We start from the raw sequence: 15,602 nt of genomic DNA on the forward strand, positions 1-15,602 counted from the left end.
CGGGATTTTTTTGTCTCGTGGACAGTGCGCGGCGGCACGCCTAAAACTCGTCGATGCAGCCGGGGCAGCCAAGTCTGACCGCGTTGGGCGCCGCCCGCTTGCGCGCGGCGCATCAGGTGCTGGATAACGCATCGATCCTTCGGGATCCGCTGGCGTTACGCATTCTCGGCGACGATATCCAGGTCTCGCTCGACCATGCCCGGGCCCACACGTCCGGGCCACGGCTGCGCTGGTTCATCGCCGCGCGCTCGCGCATCTCGGAAGAAGCGCTGACGGAAGCGGTGAAAAATGGTGCGACGCAGCTCGTGGTGCTCGGCGCAGGGCTCGATACGCTGGCCTACCGGACGCCGCTCGCGGGTGGCCTGCGGATTTTCGAGGTCGATTTTCCCGCCACGCAAGCACGCAAGCGCGACATGCTGGCCGCTGCGACAATCGCCGTGCCGGACACGCTGACTTATGTCGGGATCGATTTCGAACGGCAGACATTGGCCGAAGCGCTGGACGCCGCAGGCTTTGTCGCCGCCAAACGCAGCTTCTTCAGCTGGCTCGGCGTGGTGCCCTATCTGACCGAGACGGCAATGTTCTCGACGCTCGGCTATATCGCGCAGCTCGAAGGCGGCGCTGAAGTGGTGTTCGACTATGTCAATCCCGCAAGCTCGGTCGCACCGGCCGGCCGCGCGGCGCATCAAGCGCTTGCCGAGCGGGTGGCCGCGGTTGGCGAAAGCCTTCAGAGCTATTTTGATACCGCATCGCTTTGCGCCCGCATGAGCGCGGCCGGCTTCCGGCATGTCGATGATGTCGGCCCTGACAGGATCGCGGCGCGGTTCTTCCCCGAGAGCGAACGCAACGCACCGGCGCTCGGCGGCCACATCATGCACGCGTCCACGTTCTGAGCCGCGCCTCGCGCTCAGCGGGATTTGGTGCAGGCAAAACTTCAGTCCGCTTTCACCGAGAAGCTTCAGCTCGCGCGTCAGCCTACGATGAAATCACCAGGTTGACCGCCTTGGGGCCCTTGCCCTTCTTGTCCGGTTCAACCTCGAATGTAATGCGCTGTCCTTCAGTCAAATCCTTCAATCCGGCCCGCTCAACGGCAGTGATGTGAACGAACACGTCGCGGCCGCCGTCATCTGGCTTGATGAAGCCGTAGCCGCGTTCTCCATTGAAGAACTTGACTGTACCAGTCATGGCCATCGGGAAAACTCCTCCCCCGCATTGCTGTGCCGCTACGCGCAATTCGCGTATCGGCCGACCGGACATTCGCTGCCGGAAGCTTGGCCACCTGAACTGATCGGGTCACGCACCGATCAGTCTGGATTTTTTTTAGGCCTTGATCACTCCGCCGCAACCATTCGCGGAAGCGGAACGTAAAGCCAGTCATAACGGCCGAGCATAATACGGTTCCGCGCAAATTGACTATGGCTCAATCGCACTTTTCGGCCCAATGCCCTGCCTTGAAGGCTTACCTCGAAAGGCTTGCTTTCAAGGCTTGCTTTCAAGGATTGCGTTCAAGACGAGCCTTCAAGGTTTGGGCGTCTCAAGCCTGAACCGGCCGGCGCCGCCCTGGCCGAGCGGCTTTTCCAGTTCGGGTAAAATGGTCTTCAGCTCGCCCGCCAGCGTCCACGGCGGGTTGACGATCAGAAGCCCGGTTGAAGTGAGGGGACCGCCGGCTTGCTGCGGTGCGACGCTGAATTCGAGCCGCAGACATTTCCCGGCCGGCTTGCCGGTCTCAGCCACGGCGGCGACATGTCGCGCCAGGCCGTCGGTGATGCGCCGGCTCTTGACCGGATACCACAACAGATAGCTGCCGGTCGGCCATTTCGCATAGGCCTCCGCAAAGCCGTCGGCGAGCTTGTCGAACTCGTCCTTTTGCTCGAACGACGGGTCGATCAGCACCAGGCCGCGCCGCTCGTTCGGCGGCACGAAGGCCGGCAACGCCGTCCAGCCGTCGAGATCGACCACCCGGGCCTGGGTGTCGCGGCGCAGCGCATCGATCAATTGCTTGTGGGCTTTCGGCTCGATCTCGCACGCGGTGAGGCGGTCCTGCGGCCGCAGCAGCGCACGCGCGATCAAGGGCGATCCGGGATAGGCTTTCAGCTCGGCTTGCGCGTTGAAGGCCCTGACGATGTCGAGATAGGGCGCCACCAGCGGCAACGCATTTTCCGAGAACCGTGCCTGCATCACCCGTGCGATGCCGGTCAGCCATTCGCCGCTGCGGCTGGCCTCATCGCCGGACAGATCGTAGCGCCCGGCGCCGGCATGGGTGTCGATGACGCGAAAGGCGGCGGGCTTTTCCTGCAGATAGGTCAGCATCCGCACCAGCACGATGTGCTTGATGACATCGGCAAAGCCGCCGGCATGAAAGGCGTGTCGGTAGTTCATGATAAGGGGTTACGACATCGCGGCGAGGAAAGTAACCGTCATTGCGAGGAGCGAAGCGACGAAGCAATCCATTCTTCCTCTTGCCGGACCATGGATTGCTTCGCTGCGCTCGCAATGACGGTAGAGGGACCTCTAACTCCCGCGCACCGGCGGCATCACGACCTCGTCGCGGCGGCAGGCGCGGCGGTCGATTTCCTCGCAGGAGCGGAATTGCAGGTCCTTGCTCATGCAGACCCTGACTTCGCTGAGCCGCCGGCTGCTGCAGACGACCGAAATCGCCGAGCTGCTCAGGCCGGGATTGACCTTGATGAAGGCTGCCTCGAGCGCCTCGGGGGCGATCGTCTTCGATTCCGACAATTGCAGGAATTCCTCGGGGATCTTTACCGCGGCGCGGGCTTTGCGGATGTTCTCGAAATAGGCCCGCGCGCCAAGGCCGGAACAGGTGCCGTGCTTGTCCCATTCGTTGAAGATCAGCCCGGGCGCCGGCATCAGGTCGAGCATCGACGACATGACGTTGCGGTCGAGACGGGGCGACGGCCGCTGGCAATATTCGGGAAAACCGCGCTCGTATTGCGGCCACAGGCCGTGAACCACGAAGGAAAACGGGCGCTCGCACTGGATCTGCGCAGAACGGCCGCTATTGCCGCGTTCGGAGGCGGCCTCGCAGAAGGAGGGCGACCATGACAGGGCCAGCACGTAGAAATCGAACTCGCCAGGGGCGTTCTGCCGGCGGTCCTGCGCGGCGGCGTGGCCCGCGGTGACCAAAACAAGTGCCAGGGAAATCAGCAGCCGCGAAACAATGACCGATGGAAACATCAAACGCTCCCTTAACTCGCAAAAGCATGACGGTACTCGATCACCCGAGCCTAGCAGGGAACCGGAACATTTCAAGAACAAAAATGGCGCTAGGTGCGAATCGGGTGGCGCCGGCCACCGCGATCGAAAAACTCAGGCAGGAAACTTAGGGTAAGCTTAAGGCCGTGCGGCCTTGCAGCCGGGGTTATAGGCCCAGTTGCGGTCCAGCCCGGTGACGCACCATTCGACACCCTGGCCGAAGCCGGCAAAGCCGCCATCCTCGAGGATCGAATAGTGCACGTTGCGCACCTTGCCGTCGCTCAGCATCACGTCGCCGGTGCAATAGCGGCGCGGAATGTTGTCGGATTGCCAGGGCCGGAACGTGGTTTCGTGGATCCGGCCATAGGCGGTGATGGTCAGGGGCGAATTCCAGAAGGTGCTTTCCTTCTCCCGGAACTGCGAAATGATGGTCGGCAGCGCCGATTCGCACGGCGCAACGCGTCCGTCATAGCGGGGACCGGACAGCCAGAAATTCAATTCCAGCGGATTGGCGGCCTGCGCCGACTGGCCGAATGCCAGGACGGCGAGTGCCGCGGCCAAGCCGAGGGTTTTCAACGATGTGAAGAGGGTGCGCATGGAAATTCCGCCGGTCATCCAACCGTCAGGACCGTGCCGTGAAGCCCGGACGAGGTCAAGTGCAGCGCGGCAACACCTTGCAGGCAAGTCGGGGTTTGGCCGTAACCCATTCTTTTCATGGCCGCCGGCGCACTCTATGGTGGCCCCAGCGAAATGGAGTCGGCGATGCAGAGAATTGGGGCCGCGTGCCTGGTTGCGATATGCGGGTTGCTGGCGGCTGCGCCGGCGCAGGCCGACTGGGTGCCGCCGTTCAAGGGCAATGATACCGGCGGCATTATCGCCTATTCGCTGGCGAGACAGGCGGATGCGCGCCAGCTCGCGGTCGATCACTGCGCCGGTTACGGCAAGGTGGTGAAATTCCTGGCGGTGCAGCCCTATGAGGGCGGATACGTCTCCTTTGCCTGCCGCTGGGTGCCCTATGGGACCGACGCCCGGCCGCTGCGCACGCTCTACTGAGCGGGACCTGAGCGCCTGAACCACGAATAAGGGGAGCGCGAGCATGGCGCGACAGCTTGATTCCGTTTGTTTGGCGTTTGGCCTGCTCGCGGTGTGGCCTGCGAGCCATGCCAGCGCCGTCGAGCTGCCGGTGCGCAAGGCCGGCCTGGGGGAAATGAAGGTGGTGCAGACCGGCTCGCCGGTGCCCGAGATGACGATGCAGCAGTGCACCGACGCGACCACCGACAAGGATATGAGCACCTCGTTCTCGCCGATGACCAAGGACGCCTGCTCGAAAAACGATATCCAGAAGACCGCGACCGGCTACGTCACCGATTCCGTCTGCGGCTTCGGCGGCATGTCGGTCAAATCGCGTGCCGAGATCACCGGCGACTTCAACTCCGCCTACACCGTGAAGTCGACTTCGAACAGCACCGGCGCTCCGGCCGGCGTGCCGCGTGATTCCACGGCCACGATCGAGGCGAAGTGGTTAGGGGCCTGCAAGGCCGATCAAAAGCCCGGCGACATCATCATGCCGGGCGGCATGAAGATAAACCTCAAGGACATGGAAAAGCTGAAGGGTTTGTTGCCGAAGCAGGCTCCGAAGTAATTCGCTTGAATCTCCCCGCCTAACCAATGCCGTCATGCCCGGGCCTGTCCCGGGCATCCACGACTTCCTTTGCCGCCAAGACGTGGATGGCCGGGCACAGGCGAGCGGAAGCGACGCCGTCCTTCAGACGGCTATGCCCGGCCATGACGAGATAGCGATCCAAGAAGTGGTGCGGGAGAAGTGCCCTACACCGGCACCCTGACCGCCGCCCTTAATCCCCCCATCGGACTGTCGCCGAGCGTGATGTCGCCGCCATGCGAACGGGCGATGTCGCGGGCGATCGCCAGCCCAAGGCCGGTGCCGCCTTCGTCCTGGTTGCGGGCGTCGTCGAGCCGCAGGAACGGCTTGAACACTTCCTCGCGCATGTTGGCCGGAATGCCCGGTCCGTCGTCGTCGATCGTGACCGTCAGATAGCGGTGGTCGCGATGGCCGGTGATCGAAATCGCATTGGCGTGCCGCGCGGCGTTGGAGACGAGGTTGGCAAGACAGCGCTTGAACGAGGCCGGTTTTACGGTCACCACCGGCAGGCCGTGGAAAGCCACCGTGGCGGTATGGCCGTGGCGCTCGGCATCGCTGCGCAATTCCTCCAGCGCCATCGACATGTCGGTCGGCTGCGCGACCTCGCCGCTGTCGCCGCGGGCAAAGGCGAGATAGGCCTCGAGCATCGCGGACATTTCGTCGACGTCCTTGCGCATGCCGTCGACCTCGGGAATGTCGCCGATCAGCGCGAGCTCGAGCTTGAAGCGGGTCAGGATGGTGCGCAGATCGTGGCTGACGCCGGCGAGCATCGCGGTGCGTTGCTCGATCGAGCGCTCGATGCGCGCCTTCATCTCCAGGAACGCCTGCGCCGCGCGCCGCACTTCCCGCGCGCCGCGGGGACGGAAGTTCGGCGCCTCGCGGCCCTTGCCGAAACTTTCGGCGGCGTCGGCGAGCCGCAGGATCGGCCTGATCTGGTTGCGCAGGAACAGCACCGCGACGATCAACAGGATCGAGGACGTGCCCAGCATCCAGAAGATGAAGATCTCCGAATTGGAGGCGTAGGCCGCACTTCTTTGCGCGAAGATGCGCATGACAGCGTCGTCGAGCTGAATGCGGATCTCGACGAGGTTGGATTTGCCGACGGTGTCGATCCAGAACGGGCGGCGGATCTGGCGGCCGATCTGTGCCGACAGGGTCTGGTCGAGCAGCGAGAAGAACGGCTTCGGCCCTGGCGGCGGCATGTCGCCGACCGGGAGAAAATCGACCACCAGCTGCAGCCGCTGCCCGACGAGGCGCAATTGCGCGCGGTCCTTGTCCTGCGGAAAGAACTTGTAGATGTCGATCAGGCTGGCGATATCCTGCACCACCGCGGCCGACAGGCGCCGCGTCACCGTGTTCCAGTGCCGCTCCATGAACACGAACGCGACCACGGTCTGCAGCACCACCATCGGCACGATCATGATCAAGAGCGCGCGGGCATAGAGGCCGGTCGGCATCCAGCCCTTGAAGGCGTTGCCCATCCAGCCATTGACCTTGGAGACCCGGCCGGCGGCGGTGCGGATCAGCGTGAGGCCGGTGTCGAGCGTGCTCATCGCGCTTGGTTCGTTTGGCTCACGGCGACGCCACCAGGCGATAGCCGATGCCGCGCACCGCCTGCAGGAACAACGGATTGGCCGGATCTTTTTCGATCTTGCGGCGCAGCCGGTTGATCTGCACGTCGACGGCGCGCTCGTTGACGGTGCCGCCGCCGGTCAGCGCCGCGCGCGGCACGGTCTCGCCGGGGCAGAGGCTCAGGATGCGCAGCATCTCGCGTTCGCGGTCCGTCAGGTGGATGATCTCCTCGCCTTCGCGCAGCTCGCCGCGTTCGAGATGATAGACGTAGGGCCCGAACGCGATCTGCTCCAGCGTCTCCACCGGTGGCGTCGCGGTGCGCTTGAGGATGTTGCCGATCCGCAGGACCAGTTCGCGCGGCTCGAACGGCTTGGCCACATAATCGTCGGCGCCGATCTGCAGCCCTTCGATGCGGGCTTCCGCCTCATGGCGCGCCGTCAGCATGATGATCGGCACCGAGGAGGAGGTGCGGATGAAGCGGGCGAGATCGAAACCGGTTTCGCCGGGCATCATGATGTCGAGGATCAGGAGATCGAAATGCAGGCCGAGCAGCTTGGCGCGGGCGTCGGTGGCGCTCGCCGCGGTCGTGACGCGATAGCCCTCGCCGGACAGGAAGCGCGACAGCAAGTCGCGGATACGGCGGTCGTCATCGACCAGCAGCAGATGCGGGGCGTCGTCGGCCATTTGCCGCGGCGTCCGCACGGAGGCTGCGGCGATGGTCGGGTTGGCAGTTGCGTTTGGAATTCCGTTCGGGGTTCCTTGGGCCACAGTCACTCCCTTGGCTTCTTTCCGCTGCCGAAGATCGTCTCCAGCACCTTGTCCGGGTCGTCGCGATCGATCATCGCGCGCAGGAACTGCCGCACCGTTTCCTGGCCGGCAGGATCGATATCCTGCATGGCGCGGTTGATGCGATCGGTCTGCAGCCCGGCGAGCTTGCCCACCAGGGCCTCGCCCTTCGCCGTAGCGTAAAGAAGGCGCTGCCTGCGGTCGTTATTGCCGGTCTTCTGCACGATATAGCCTTCGTCCAGCAATTGCTTGAGCACCCGGCCCAGCGACTGCTTGGTGATGCGCAATACGTCCAGGAGGTCGGCGACCTTGAGGCCGGGGTAGCGGTGGACGAAATGCATCACCCGGTGATGGGCGCGACCGAATCCGAACGCCTCGAGCTCATGGTCGGCATCGCCGACGAAGTCGCGATAGGCGAAGAACAGGAGCTCGATGATATCCCAGCGCAATTCGCCCGCGCGCAGGGTTGGCGACACGCCGTCAGGCCCCCTCGAATCAGGGTCACCGGCAGGCCTTGAGAAATTTATGTCAGTCATGTTGACATATCTTGGGTTCAATGTTACAAAACTGCCAGCCACGACGAAACTTTAAGTCGTTTCGGCCTTGGCAACGTAAGGGGCGGCCGGAGTAAGCCAGCGATGGCGGCAACGGCCGCGAATTGGACTACCGTGCGATTGTCGAGCGGCATTTGCACAAACATACTGGACTTCGGCATTCCGCAAAAGCGTGTCCTCAAGGGACTTGCCAGCGATGGAAACCAGCGGCAAGGCCGGTGGTGGTGAAGTTCGGACCAATCAAGCAAGCAGGCTTGACGAAACAGGCCTGCACCAGGAAACGCACCGGTTTCGACAGCAGGAAGCAAGGGCGGGAAGCAAGACAATGAGTTTGAAATTCGAAATCCGGCCAACGCCTACTCCGACGTCCGAGCAGGACCGCGCGGCAAAGCTCGTGGACCCCGGCTTCGGCCGGGTCTTCACCGACCACATGGCGATCGTCCGCTACAACCAGGCCAAGGGCTGGCATGACGCGCGGGTCGAATCCCGCGCCAATTTTCCGCTCGATCCGGCGGCCGCCGTCCTGCACTACGCGCAGGAGATTTTCGAAGGCCTCAAGGCCTACAAGCGCGACAACGGCGTGAACCTGTTCCGCCCCGACGCCAATGCGAGGCGCTTCAGGAATTCGGCCGAGCGCATGGCGATGGCGCCGATCCCTGAGGACGTCTTCATCGAAGCGGTCGAGCAGCTCGTCCGCATCGACAGCGCCTGGATACCCGGCGGCGAGGGCAGCCTCTATTTGCGGCCCTTCATGATCGCGAGCGAGACCTTTCTCGGCGTCAAGCCTTCTTCCGAATACATCTTCGCCGTCATCGCCTCGCCGGTCGGCTCCTATTTCAAGGGCGGACCTGCTCCGGTGTCGATCTGGGTGTCGGAGAACTACACGCGCGCCGCGATCGGCGGCACCGGCGCCGTCAAATGCGGCGGCAATTACGCCGCCAGCCTGCGGGCGCAGGCCGAGGCGATCGAGCACGGCTGCGACCAGGTGGTGTTCCTCGATGCGGTCGAACGCCGCTACATCGAAGAACTGGGCGGCATGAACGTGTTCTTCGTGTTTGACGACGGCTCGCTGCTGACGCCGCCGCTCGGCACCATCCTGCCGGGTATCACCCGCGATTCGATCATTGCGCTGGCGAAGGACTCCGGCACCCGCGTGCGCGAGGAGCTCTACACGATCGACCAGTGGCGCAGCGACGCCGCCAGCGGAAAGCTGAAAGAAGCGTTCGCCTGCGGCACGGCCGCGGTGATCTCGCCGATCGGCAAGGTATGTTCGGCAAGCGGCGATTTCCTCATCAGCGGCGGTGCTGCCGGCCCGGTCGCGATGGGGATGCGCAAGAAGCTGGTCGACATCCAGTACGGCCGCGCGGAAGATCCGCACGAGTGGATCCGAAAGGTTCTCTAACCGGCGGCGGAATTATTCCGCCGCTTCTTAAGACAAGCAGCGTTTCATTGAATGTGAGCACGGGCGTGCGCGCCCCGCGGAGCCGTGCGCCTGCGCGATTGATGAACTGCGTCAATAAAAGGAGAAAGCCCATGGGAGTTTCCTTCGACAAGATCGATGGTGTGATCTGGTACGATGGCGCGCTGGTGCCGTGGGCCGACGCCACAGTCCATCTGCTGACCCACGGCCTGCATTACGCCAGCTGCGTGTTCGAGGGCGAGCGCACCTATGGCGGCAGGGTGTTCAAGAGCACCGAACATTCCGAGCGGCTGAAGAACTCGGCCAACATCCTCGATTTCGAGATTCCGTATTCGGTGGCCGAGATCGATGCCGCCAAGCAGCTCGTGATCGACAAGAACAATCTGCCTGACGCCTATCTCCGCCCGATCGCGTGGCGCGGTTCGGAGATGATGGGCGTCTCGGCGTCATCGAACACCATTCATCTGGCGATCGCCGCCTGGGACTGGCCGAGCTATTTCGATCCGGCCACCAAGATGAAGGGCATCCGCATGTGCCTTGCCGAATACCGGCGGCCCGATCCGATGACGATCCCGGCGATGGCGAAGGCCTCCGGTCTCTACATGATCTGCACCATCTCAAAGCACAGAGCGGAGCGTGCCGGCTATGCCGACGCCATGATGCTGGACTGGCAGGGGCGGGTCGCCGAATGCACCGGCGCCAACATCTTCTTCATCAAAGATGGCAAGATCCACACCCCGATCGCCGACTGCTTCCTCGCCGGCATCACCCGCGCCACCGCAATCGATCTCGCGCAGCGCCGCGGCATCGAAGTGATCGAACGCCGCATCATGCCGGAGGAGCTCTCTGGCTTTACGGAATGCTTCATCACCGGCACCGCCGCCGAAATCACCCCGGTGGCTGAGATCGCCGAGTGGAAATTTACGCCCGGCCAGATTTCGGAACAGCTGATGGCGGATTTTGCGGTCGAAGTGCAGCCGAAGGGCAAGGCGGCGGCGGCGTAGGACGCTCTTCCCCTCTCCCCTTGTGGGAGAGGGTGGCAGCCGAAGGCTGACGGGTGAGGGGTTCTCTCCTCACGGCAAGATTCGGAGATGCGGATAGAACCCCTCATCCGGCGCTTCGCGCCACCTTCTCCCACAAGGGGAGAAGGGAAGAACGGCCGCGTTCTCGCTCTTGGGTGTGCCCTTCCGCCGTGAACTGTTTCGCCCCCTTGCGCGACCAACTTCGGACTTGCGGATAGCGGTGCGTGAAATGGTTACAATGAGCTCAGCCCTCTCAACATGCTCGAAATGCGTCGTGGCGGCTGCCTTCGCGGCGGCGCTTGCGCTTCTCGGCTCCCCTACAACGAGTGTCAGGGCCGAGGACCGCTCCCCCGTGATCGACTTTCGCAACGGTGACCCGGAGATCATTGCCGCGATCGCGCAGGCGCGTTCCACGCTGCCGAAATTCTGGGCTTCCTACGACGCGCCAAAACCGTCGGAGACCGGTCACTCTCTCAAGGCGCGTTTTCCCTATCCGAACAACAGCGGCGAACATATCTGGATGGCCGAGGTGAAGAAGATTGGAAACGGCCGCTATTCGGGCAGTTTCGCCAACACGCCCGTCCATTTGCGCGGCAAGCGGGCCGGCGACCTGGCCGAGTTCAGGGAGGCCGACATCTCGGACTGGATGTTCTTGCGGAACGGCAAGATCGTCGGCGGCGAGACGATCCGGCCGATGCTGAAAAAGATGTCGAAGGCCGACGCCGATGCGCTGCGCGCCAGGATGGAAACCCCTTAAACGCCGGGCAGGACGTTCTGGTCAAAACCGGCCCGGTGGGCTAAGTGCGAGGGATGGGCCGAGCAAAGAGCCCACCCTGTTTTTCCCGGTGAGCGCGGCGCCAGAAGCGGCTTTGCCCACCCTACACAAGTTGCAACGCCGCCCATGGCAGACAAATCCAAAAAACCCCAGAAGCTGAAGGCGCGCCTGCCGCGCGGGCTGGAGGATCGCGGTCCCGCTGCGATCTCGGCGACACGGCAGATGGTCGAGAAGATCCGCGAAGTCTATGAGCGCTACGGTTTTGAGCCGGTGGAAACCCCGGCGATGGAATTCACCGACGCGCTCGGCAAATTCCTGCCCGACCAGGATCGGCCCAACGAAGGCGTGTTCTCGTTCCAGGACGATGACGAGCAGTGGATCTCGCTGCGCTACGATTTGACCGCGCCGCTGGCGCGCTATGTCGCGGAGAATTTTGACTCACTGCCGAAGCCCTATCGTTCCTATCGTTTCGGGTGGGTGTTTCGCAACGAGAAGCCGGGTCCGGGTCGCTTCCGCCAGTTCATGCAGTTCGACGCCGATACCGTCGGCGCGCCGACGCCGGCCGCCGATGCCGAGATGTGCATGATGGCGGCGGACACCATGGAAGCGCTCGGCATTCCGCGCGGCAGCTATGTGGTGAAGGTCAACAACCGCAAGGTGCTCGACGGGGCGCTGGAAGCGATCGGTCTCGGCGGCGAGGAGAATGCCGGACGCCGGCTCACGGTGCTGCGCGCTATCGACAAGCTCGACAAATTTTCCGCCGACGAAGTTCGCAAACTGCTCGGTCCCGGACGATGGGATGGGGGCGAAGAAGGCAAGGGTGACTTCACAAACGGAGCTGGGTTAAGCGCCGCGGATGCCGACATCGTTTTGGCCGTCACGCAAAAACGCGACGACTGGAAAGAGGCCATTGCCGCCGCCGATGTTTATCTCGCCAGGAGCGACGTGGGTCAGGCTGGCGTCAGCGAATTGGAAGAGATTGCCAAACTGGTCACAGCATCCGGTTACGCATCGGATCGCATCCGGATCGATCCTTCCGTCGTCCGCGGTCTCGAATATTACACCGGTGCAGTCTACGAAGTTGAGCTGCTGCTGGAGACTAGGGACGAAAAGGGCCGTCCCGTGCGTTTCGGCTCGGTCGGCGGCGGCGGCCGTTACGATGGCCTGGTCTCGCGCTTTCGCGGCGAACCCGTTCCTGCAACTGGCTTCTCCATTGGCGTCTCGCGGCTGCAGGCGGCGCTGACACTGATCGGCGAGGTCGACACCAGGCCCGCTGTCGGGCCTGTTGTCGTCACCGTGTTCGGCGGCGAAATCGCCGATTACCAGAAAATGGTCGCGACGCTGCGCAACGCCGGTATCCGTGCGGAACTGTATCTTGGAAACCCGAAGCACAGCCTCGGCCAGCAGATGAAATATGCCGACCGCCGCAACAGCCCTTGCGCGATCATCCAGGGCTCGGACGAGCGGGCCAACGGCAAGGTTCAGCTCAAGGACCTCATCCTCGGGGCGGGGCTGACCGAGATCAAGGACCGCGAGGAGTATCTGAAGAAGCAGTCCGAGGCCCAATACGAGGTCGATGCCAGCAAGCTCGTCGACGCCGTGCGCGAAGTTTTGGCGCGCCATGACGTGAAGTGGGGCTAGCCATTCATTTCAGACGTGGTGCCGGGCCTTGTGCCTGATATCCACGTCTTGTTTGATGCAAAGGATCGTGGATGGCCCGGGACAAGCCCGGCCATGACGAAGTAAAGAGGGAGAAAGAAAAAAATGCCCGAGATTACCGTGAGCATGGCCGCCGGCCGCACCGACGAGCAGAAGGCCGGCATGATGCGCGACATCACCCAGGCGCTGGTCAAGAACCTCGGCGTCGATGCCGATGCGGTCGTGATCCAGATCAACGAAGCCCCGCTCGCCCACAAGATGAAGGGCGGCAAGACGTTTGTGGAACGCGCGGCTGCCGCGAAGAAGTAGGGCGCCTGTCGTCCCGGCGAATGCCGGGACCCATGCCGCGTTGTGCTCTCGGTTGGAGCAAGGTGGCTGACACCTTCCGCAGCAACAACGTTCGGTGGTTATGGGTCCCGGATCGCGCTTCGCTTGTCTGGGACGACGGCTTGTTGTTTTAGCAGGACCCCATGGACGCACGCGAAATCATAAAAATCGGCATGAGCGCTGAACGCACGCTGGTGGTGCCGCCGGAGCGCACGGTCGGGCATTTCGTGCCTGATATGCCGATGGTCTATGCGACGCCGATGATGATCCTGGAGATGGAGATGGCATCGGGCGACGCCGTCCGGGACCATCTTCAGCCGGGCTGGATCACGGTCGGCACCGAGGTCGATATCCGCCATCTCGGCGCTTCGCTGGTCGGCGCGACCGTGCGGACCACGGCGAAAGTGGTCGCGGTGGAACGCCGCGTGATCCGCTTCGAGGTCGAGGCCTTTGAAGGCGAGCGCAAGATCGGCGACGGCCGCCACGCCCGCGGCCTCGTCAATGTCGAGATGTTTAATAAGCGGCTGGGCGTGAAGTAGCTGCACTCGCCACTAACTCGTCATGCGCGGGCTTGACCCGCGCATCCATCCCCTCTTCGGAAGAGTCGATCGAAGGGGATGGATTGCCGGGTCAAGCCCGGCAATGACAATAGAGTTCATTTCGCCAGATCCTTCGAGCGCTGCGTCGCCGCGGCCACCGCGCGCGTCATCAGCTTCTGCATTCCGTCAGGACCCATCAGCACTTCGAGCGCTGCCGCGGTGGTGCCGCCGGGCGAGGTGACGTTCTGGCGCAAGGTCGCCGACGACAGGTCCGAACGGTGCAGGAGCTCGCCGGAGCCGGCGACGGTTTCGCGCGCAAGCTTGGTCGCCAGTTCCTCCGGCAGGCCGGCCGCGACGCCGGCGCGCGCGAGTTCTTCGGCGAGCAGGAACACGTAAGCCGGACCCGAGCCGGACACCGCCGTCACCGCGTCCATCAGGCTTTCCTGCTCGACCCATTCGACCGAGCCCGTCGCGCGCAGCAGCGCGTCCGCGATTCCGCGTTGCGCCGCGCTGACTTTCTTCGCCGCGACCGCGACCGTGATGCCGCGGCCGATCGCGGCCGGCGTGTTCGGCATGGCGCGAACCACGCTGCCGCCCACGACCGCTTCGAGCACGGCAATCGTCGTACCCGCCATGATCGAGACCACCAGCGTCGACGATCCTACGAAAGCCTTCAGCGCCGCACCGGCTTCGCGGAAGGATTGCGGCTTCACCGCCACCACCAGCGTATCGACCTCGCCGACATCCTTCGGCGTCGGGTTCAGCCGGATGCCCTGCGCCGCCAGCGCGTTGATCTCGCTGGCGGGATGCGGCTCGATCACCACGACGCGCTGGGGATCGAGCCCCTGCGCCAGCCAGCCGGTCAGCATCGCGCCGCCCATCTTGCCGGCGCCCGCGAGCGCGATGGTGCCGTGGACGTTTTTGAGTGCGTTGGTTGTGCTCAAGGTGCTCACCACGAATTCGCTGTCGTCCCGGCCCGGTGCGCAATTGCGCACCAGGAGCCGGGACCCATAACCACCAGCGGTTCTAGTGAAGCGAAGGACAGGCCACAAGCAGTTTGCTTTAGCCATTCACGTCACGGCGTATGGGTCCCGGGTCAAGCCCGGGACGACACCGAATATGTGGTGGCGGTTCGGGCTAAAGCGCCTACGCCTCGCCCTCGGTATCAAACATCGCGGCGCTCATGGCTTCCGCGGCGGTCTTGCCGGCCCAGACCACGAACTGGAACGCGGGGTAATAGCGTTCGCAGGCGTGGATGGCGCCGACCAGCATGGCTTCGCATTGCGCGGTCGAGGCGGTGAGCCCGTTTGGCAGTACCAGCGCCTGCCGGTACATGATCATGCCGGTATGGGTCCAGATGTCGAAATGGCCGATCCACAATTGCTCGTTGATCGCGGATATCAGCCGCTGCACCTCGGGCCGGCGCGCGGGTGGAATCTTCATGTCGAAGGCGCAGGCCAGATGCAGCGCCTCGATCTCGGCCATCCAGGTAAAGGAGAGCTGATAGTCGGTCCAGTCGCCCTTGGAGACGATCGTCACCTCGTCTTCGCCGGAACGCTCATACGCCCAGTTGTTGTCGCTGGCGATGTCCTCGACAACCGCGAGCGGGTTGTTCGGGGAATCGATGATGCCTTCGAGGAGGGACATTCCGTCTCGACCTTGCCATTTCACGTGAGTTGATACGCACACGGGGACCGGCGCGCGCGGGAGCTGATGCGTCGCGGCCGATTGCAATCCCCTGATCGTTCCTGACCTTGTTCTTGATCGTCCCGAGGCTTGCCGGCTCAAGTGATGTGATTTGCGGAATCTGCGCAACCGACCCCTGAGTCCGTCCACAGCCAATGCGCGGGCCGTCCACAGCTCTTCGTGGTCGTAATTATTGATTTGAGAACAAATCGGAATCGGATTCTGTGGATTGGTGTCGGCGGCCACCGGAAGAGCACCGGCCCGCCACAATGGTTAATTTTTTCTTAACCTGAATTGACAGCCGCTTCCGCAGAGGCGCATATTTTTCCACAGGGTGGATACGACCCGCTGCTTGCGCCCCTTCGAGGGTACGGTGAACGTATCGAGCC

18 protein-coding genes are annotated in these 15,602 nt (G+C 63.4%); 9 read left to right on the plus strand and 9 right to left on the minus strand.

The genetic code is table 11. The features are described 5' to 3' along the window. Window positions 1-53: 53 nt before the first annotated feature. Entirely contained in the window at window positions 54-893 is an 840-nt protein-coding gene (locus JQ609_RS29255) for a class I SAM-dependent methyltransferase (RefSeq protein WP_212296398.1), read from the plus strand. Window positions 894-975: 82 nt separating this feature from the next. On the opposite strand, the gene JQ609_RS29260 is transcribed toward JQ609_RS29255, so the two are convergent. The 4 genes from JQ609_RS29260 to JQ609_RS29275 form a co-directional block, all read right to left on the minus strand. After that, the gene (locus JQ609_RS29260) at window positions 976-1,191 is read right to left on the minus strand and encodes a cold-shock protein (RefSeq protein ID WP_028350729.1); all 216 of its coding nucleotides are present in this window, start codon (window positions 1,189-1,191) and stop codon (window positions 976-978) included. 327 nt (window positions 1,192-1,518) lie between these two features. Further along, the gene (locus JQ609_RS29265) at window positions 1,519-2,379 is read right to left on the minus strand and encodes a 23S rRNA (adenine(2030)-N(6))-methyltransferase RlmJ (protein ID WP_212212970.1); all 861 of its coding nucleotides are present in this window, start codon (window positions 2,377-2,379) and stop codon (window positions 1,519-1,521) included. 132 nt (window positions 2,380-2,511) lie between these two features. Then, window positions 2,512-3,195 (minus strand): ribonuclease T2 family protein, encoded by a 684-nt coding sequence (locus JQ609_RS29270; RefSeq protein WP_212269329.1) that lies wholly within the window; start codon window positions 3,193-3,195, stop codon window positions 2,512-2,514. A 156-nt stretch (window positions 3,196-3,351) separates the two neighbouring features. Next, window positions 3,352-3,810 (minus strand): hypothetical protein, encoded by a 459-nt coding sequence (locus tag JQ609_RS29275; protein ID WP_212212963.1) that lies wholly within the window; start codon window positions 3,808-3,810, stop codon window positions 3,352-3,354. Between the two features lie 165 nt (window positions 3,811-3,975). Between JQ609_RS29275 and JQ609_RS29280 the strand changes: the two genes are divergently transcribed. Further along, a complete protein-coding gene (locus tag JQ609_RS29280) occupies window positions 3,976-4,266 on the plus strand; it encodes a hypothetical protein (protein ID WP_212276263.1) in 291 nt (96 codons plus the stop codon). A gap of 43 nt (window positions 4,267-4,309) precedes the next feature. Then, entirely contained in the window at window positions 4,310-4,855 is a 546-nt protein-coding gene (locus JQ609_RS29285) for a DUF3617 family protein (protein WP_212276264.1), read from the plus strand. Window positions 4,856-5,040: 185 nt separating this feature from the next. Here JQ609_RS29285 and JQ609_RS29290 read toward each other — a convergent pair whose 3' ends face one another. The 3 genes from JQ609_RS29290 to JQ609_RS29300 all read right to left on the minus strand — a co-directional run bounded on the left by JQ609_RS29290 (window position 5,041) and on the right by JQ609_RS29300 (window position 7,767). Next, window positions 5,041-6,426 carry an ATP-binding protein gene (locus JQ609_RS29290; protein WP_212212954.1) on the minus strand — a complete coding sequence of 462 codons (1,386 nt, stop codon included), beginning with the start codon at window positions 6,424-6,426 and terminating at the stop codon, window positions 5,041-5,043. A gap of 19 nt (window positions 6,427-6,445) precedes the next feature. Next, window positions 6,446-7,129, minus strand: a complete 684-nt coding sequence (locus JQ609_RS29295; RefSeq protein ID WP_212276283.1) for a response regulator — start codon at window positions 7,127-7,129, stop codon at window positions 6,446-6,448. An 86-nt stretch (window positions 7,130-7,215) separates the two neighbouring features. Continuing rightward, entirely contained in the window at window positions 7,216-7,767 is a 552-nt protein-coding gene (locus JQ609_RS29300; protein ID WP_212276265.1) for a MarR family winged helix-turn-helix transcriptional regulator, read from the minus strand. A 343-nt stretch (window positions 7,768-8,110) separates the two neighbouring features. Here JQ609_RS29300 and JQ609_RS29305 point away from each other — a divergent pair, with 343 nt between their 5' ends. The 6 genes from JQ609_RS29305 to JQ609_RS29330 all read left to right on the plus strand — a co-directional run bounded on the left by JQ609_RS29305 (window position 8,111) and on the right by JQ609_RS29330 (window position 13,527). Then, a complete protein-coding gene (locus JQ609_RS29305) occupies window positions 8,111-9,187 on the plus strand; it encodes a branched-chain amino acid aminotransferase (RefSeq protein WP_212276266.1) in 1,077 nt (358 codons plus the stop codon). A gap of 131 nt (window positions 9,188-9,318) precedes the next feature. Continuing rightward, entirely contained in the window at window positions 9,319-10,209 is an 891-nt protein-coding gene (locus JQ609_RS29310) for a branched-chain amino acid aminotransferase (RefSeq protein WP_212276267.1), read from the plus strand. A 292-nt stretch (window positions 10,210-10,501) separates the two neighbouring features. After that, complete coding sequence (locus JQ609_RS29315) at window positions 10,502-10,984, plus strand: DUF2314 domain-containing protein (protein ID WP_312014907.1); 483 nt, start codon at window positions 10,502-10,504, stop codon at window positions 10,982-10,984. A gap of 144 nt (window positions 10,985-11,128) precedes the next feature. Continuing rightward, the gene (gene hisS, locus JQ609_RS29320) at window positions 11,129-12,643 is read left to right on the plus strand and encodes a histidine--tRNA ligase (protein WP_212276269.1); all 1,515 of its coding nucleotides are present in this window, start codon (window positions 11,129-11,131) and stop codon (window positions 12,641-12,643) included. Between the two features lie 123 nt (window positions 12,644-12,766). Continuing rightward, entirely contained in the window at window positions 12,767-12,970 is a 204-nt protein-coding gene (locus JQ609_RS29325; protein WP_025590867.1) for a tautomerase family protein, read from the plus strand. 161 nt (window positions 12,971-13,131) lie between these two features. Further along, entirely contained in the window at window positions 13,132-13,527 is a 396-nt protein-coding gene (locus JQ609_RS29330; protein WP_212212940.1) for a thioesterase family protein, read from the plus strand. A gap of 116 nt (window positions 13,528-13,643) precedes the next feature. Here JQ609_RS29330 and proC read toward each other — a convergent pair whose 3' ends face one another. Then, window positions 13,644-14,471 carry a pyrroline-5-carboxylate reductase gene (gene proC, locus JQ609_RS29335; protein WP_249128548.1) on the minus strand — a complete coding sequence of 276 codons (828 nt, stop codon included), beginning with the start codon at window positions 14,469-14,471 and terminating at the stop codon, window positions 13,644-13,646. Between the two features lie 202 nt (window positions 14,472-14,673). Further along, window positions 14,674-15,174, minus strand: a complete 501-nt coding sequence (locus tag JQ609_RS29340; RefSeq protein ID WP_212212934.1) for a YbjN domain-containing protein — start codon at window positions 15,172-15,174, stop codon at window positions 14,674-14,676. Window positions 15,175-15,602 lie beyond the last annotated feature (428 nt).

The organism is Bradyrhizobium sp. AUGA SZCCT0169, from assembly GCF_018130085.1.
Lineage (GTDB): Bacteria > Pseudomonadota > Alphaproteobacteria > Rhizobiales > Xanthobacteraceae > Bradyrhizobium.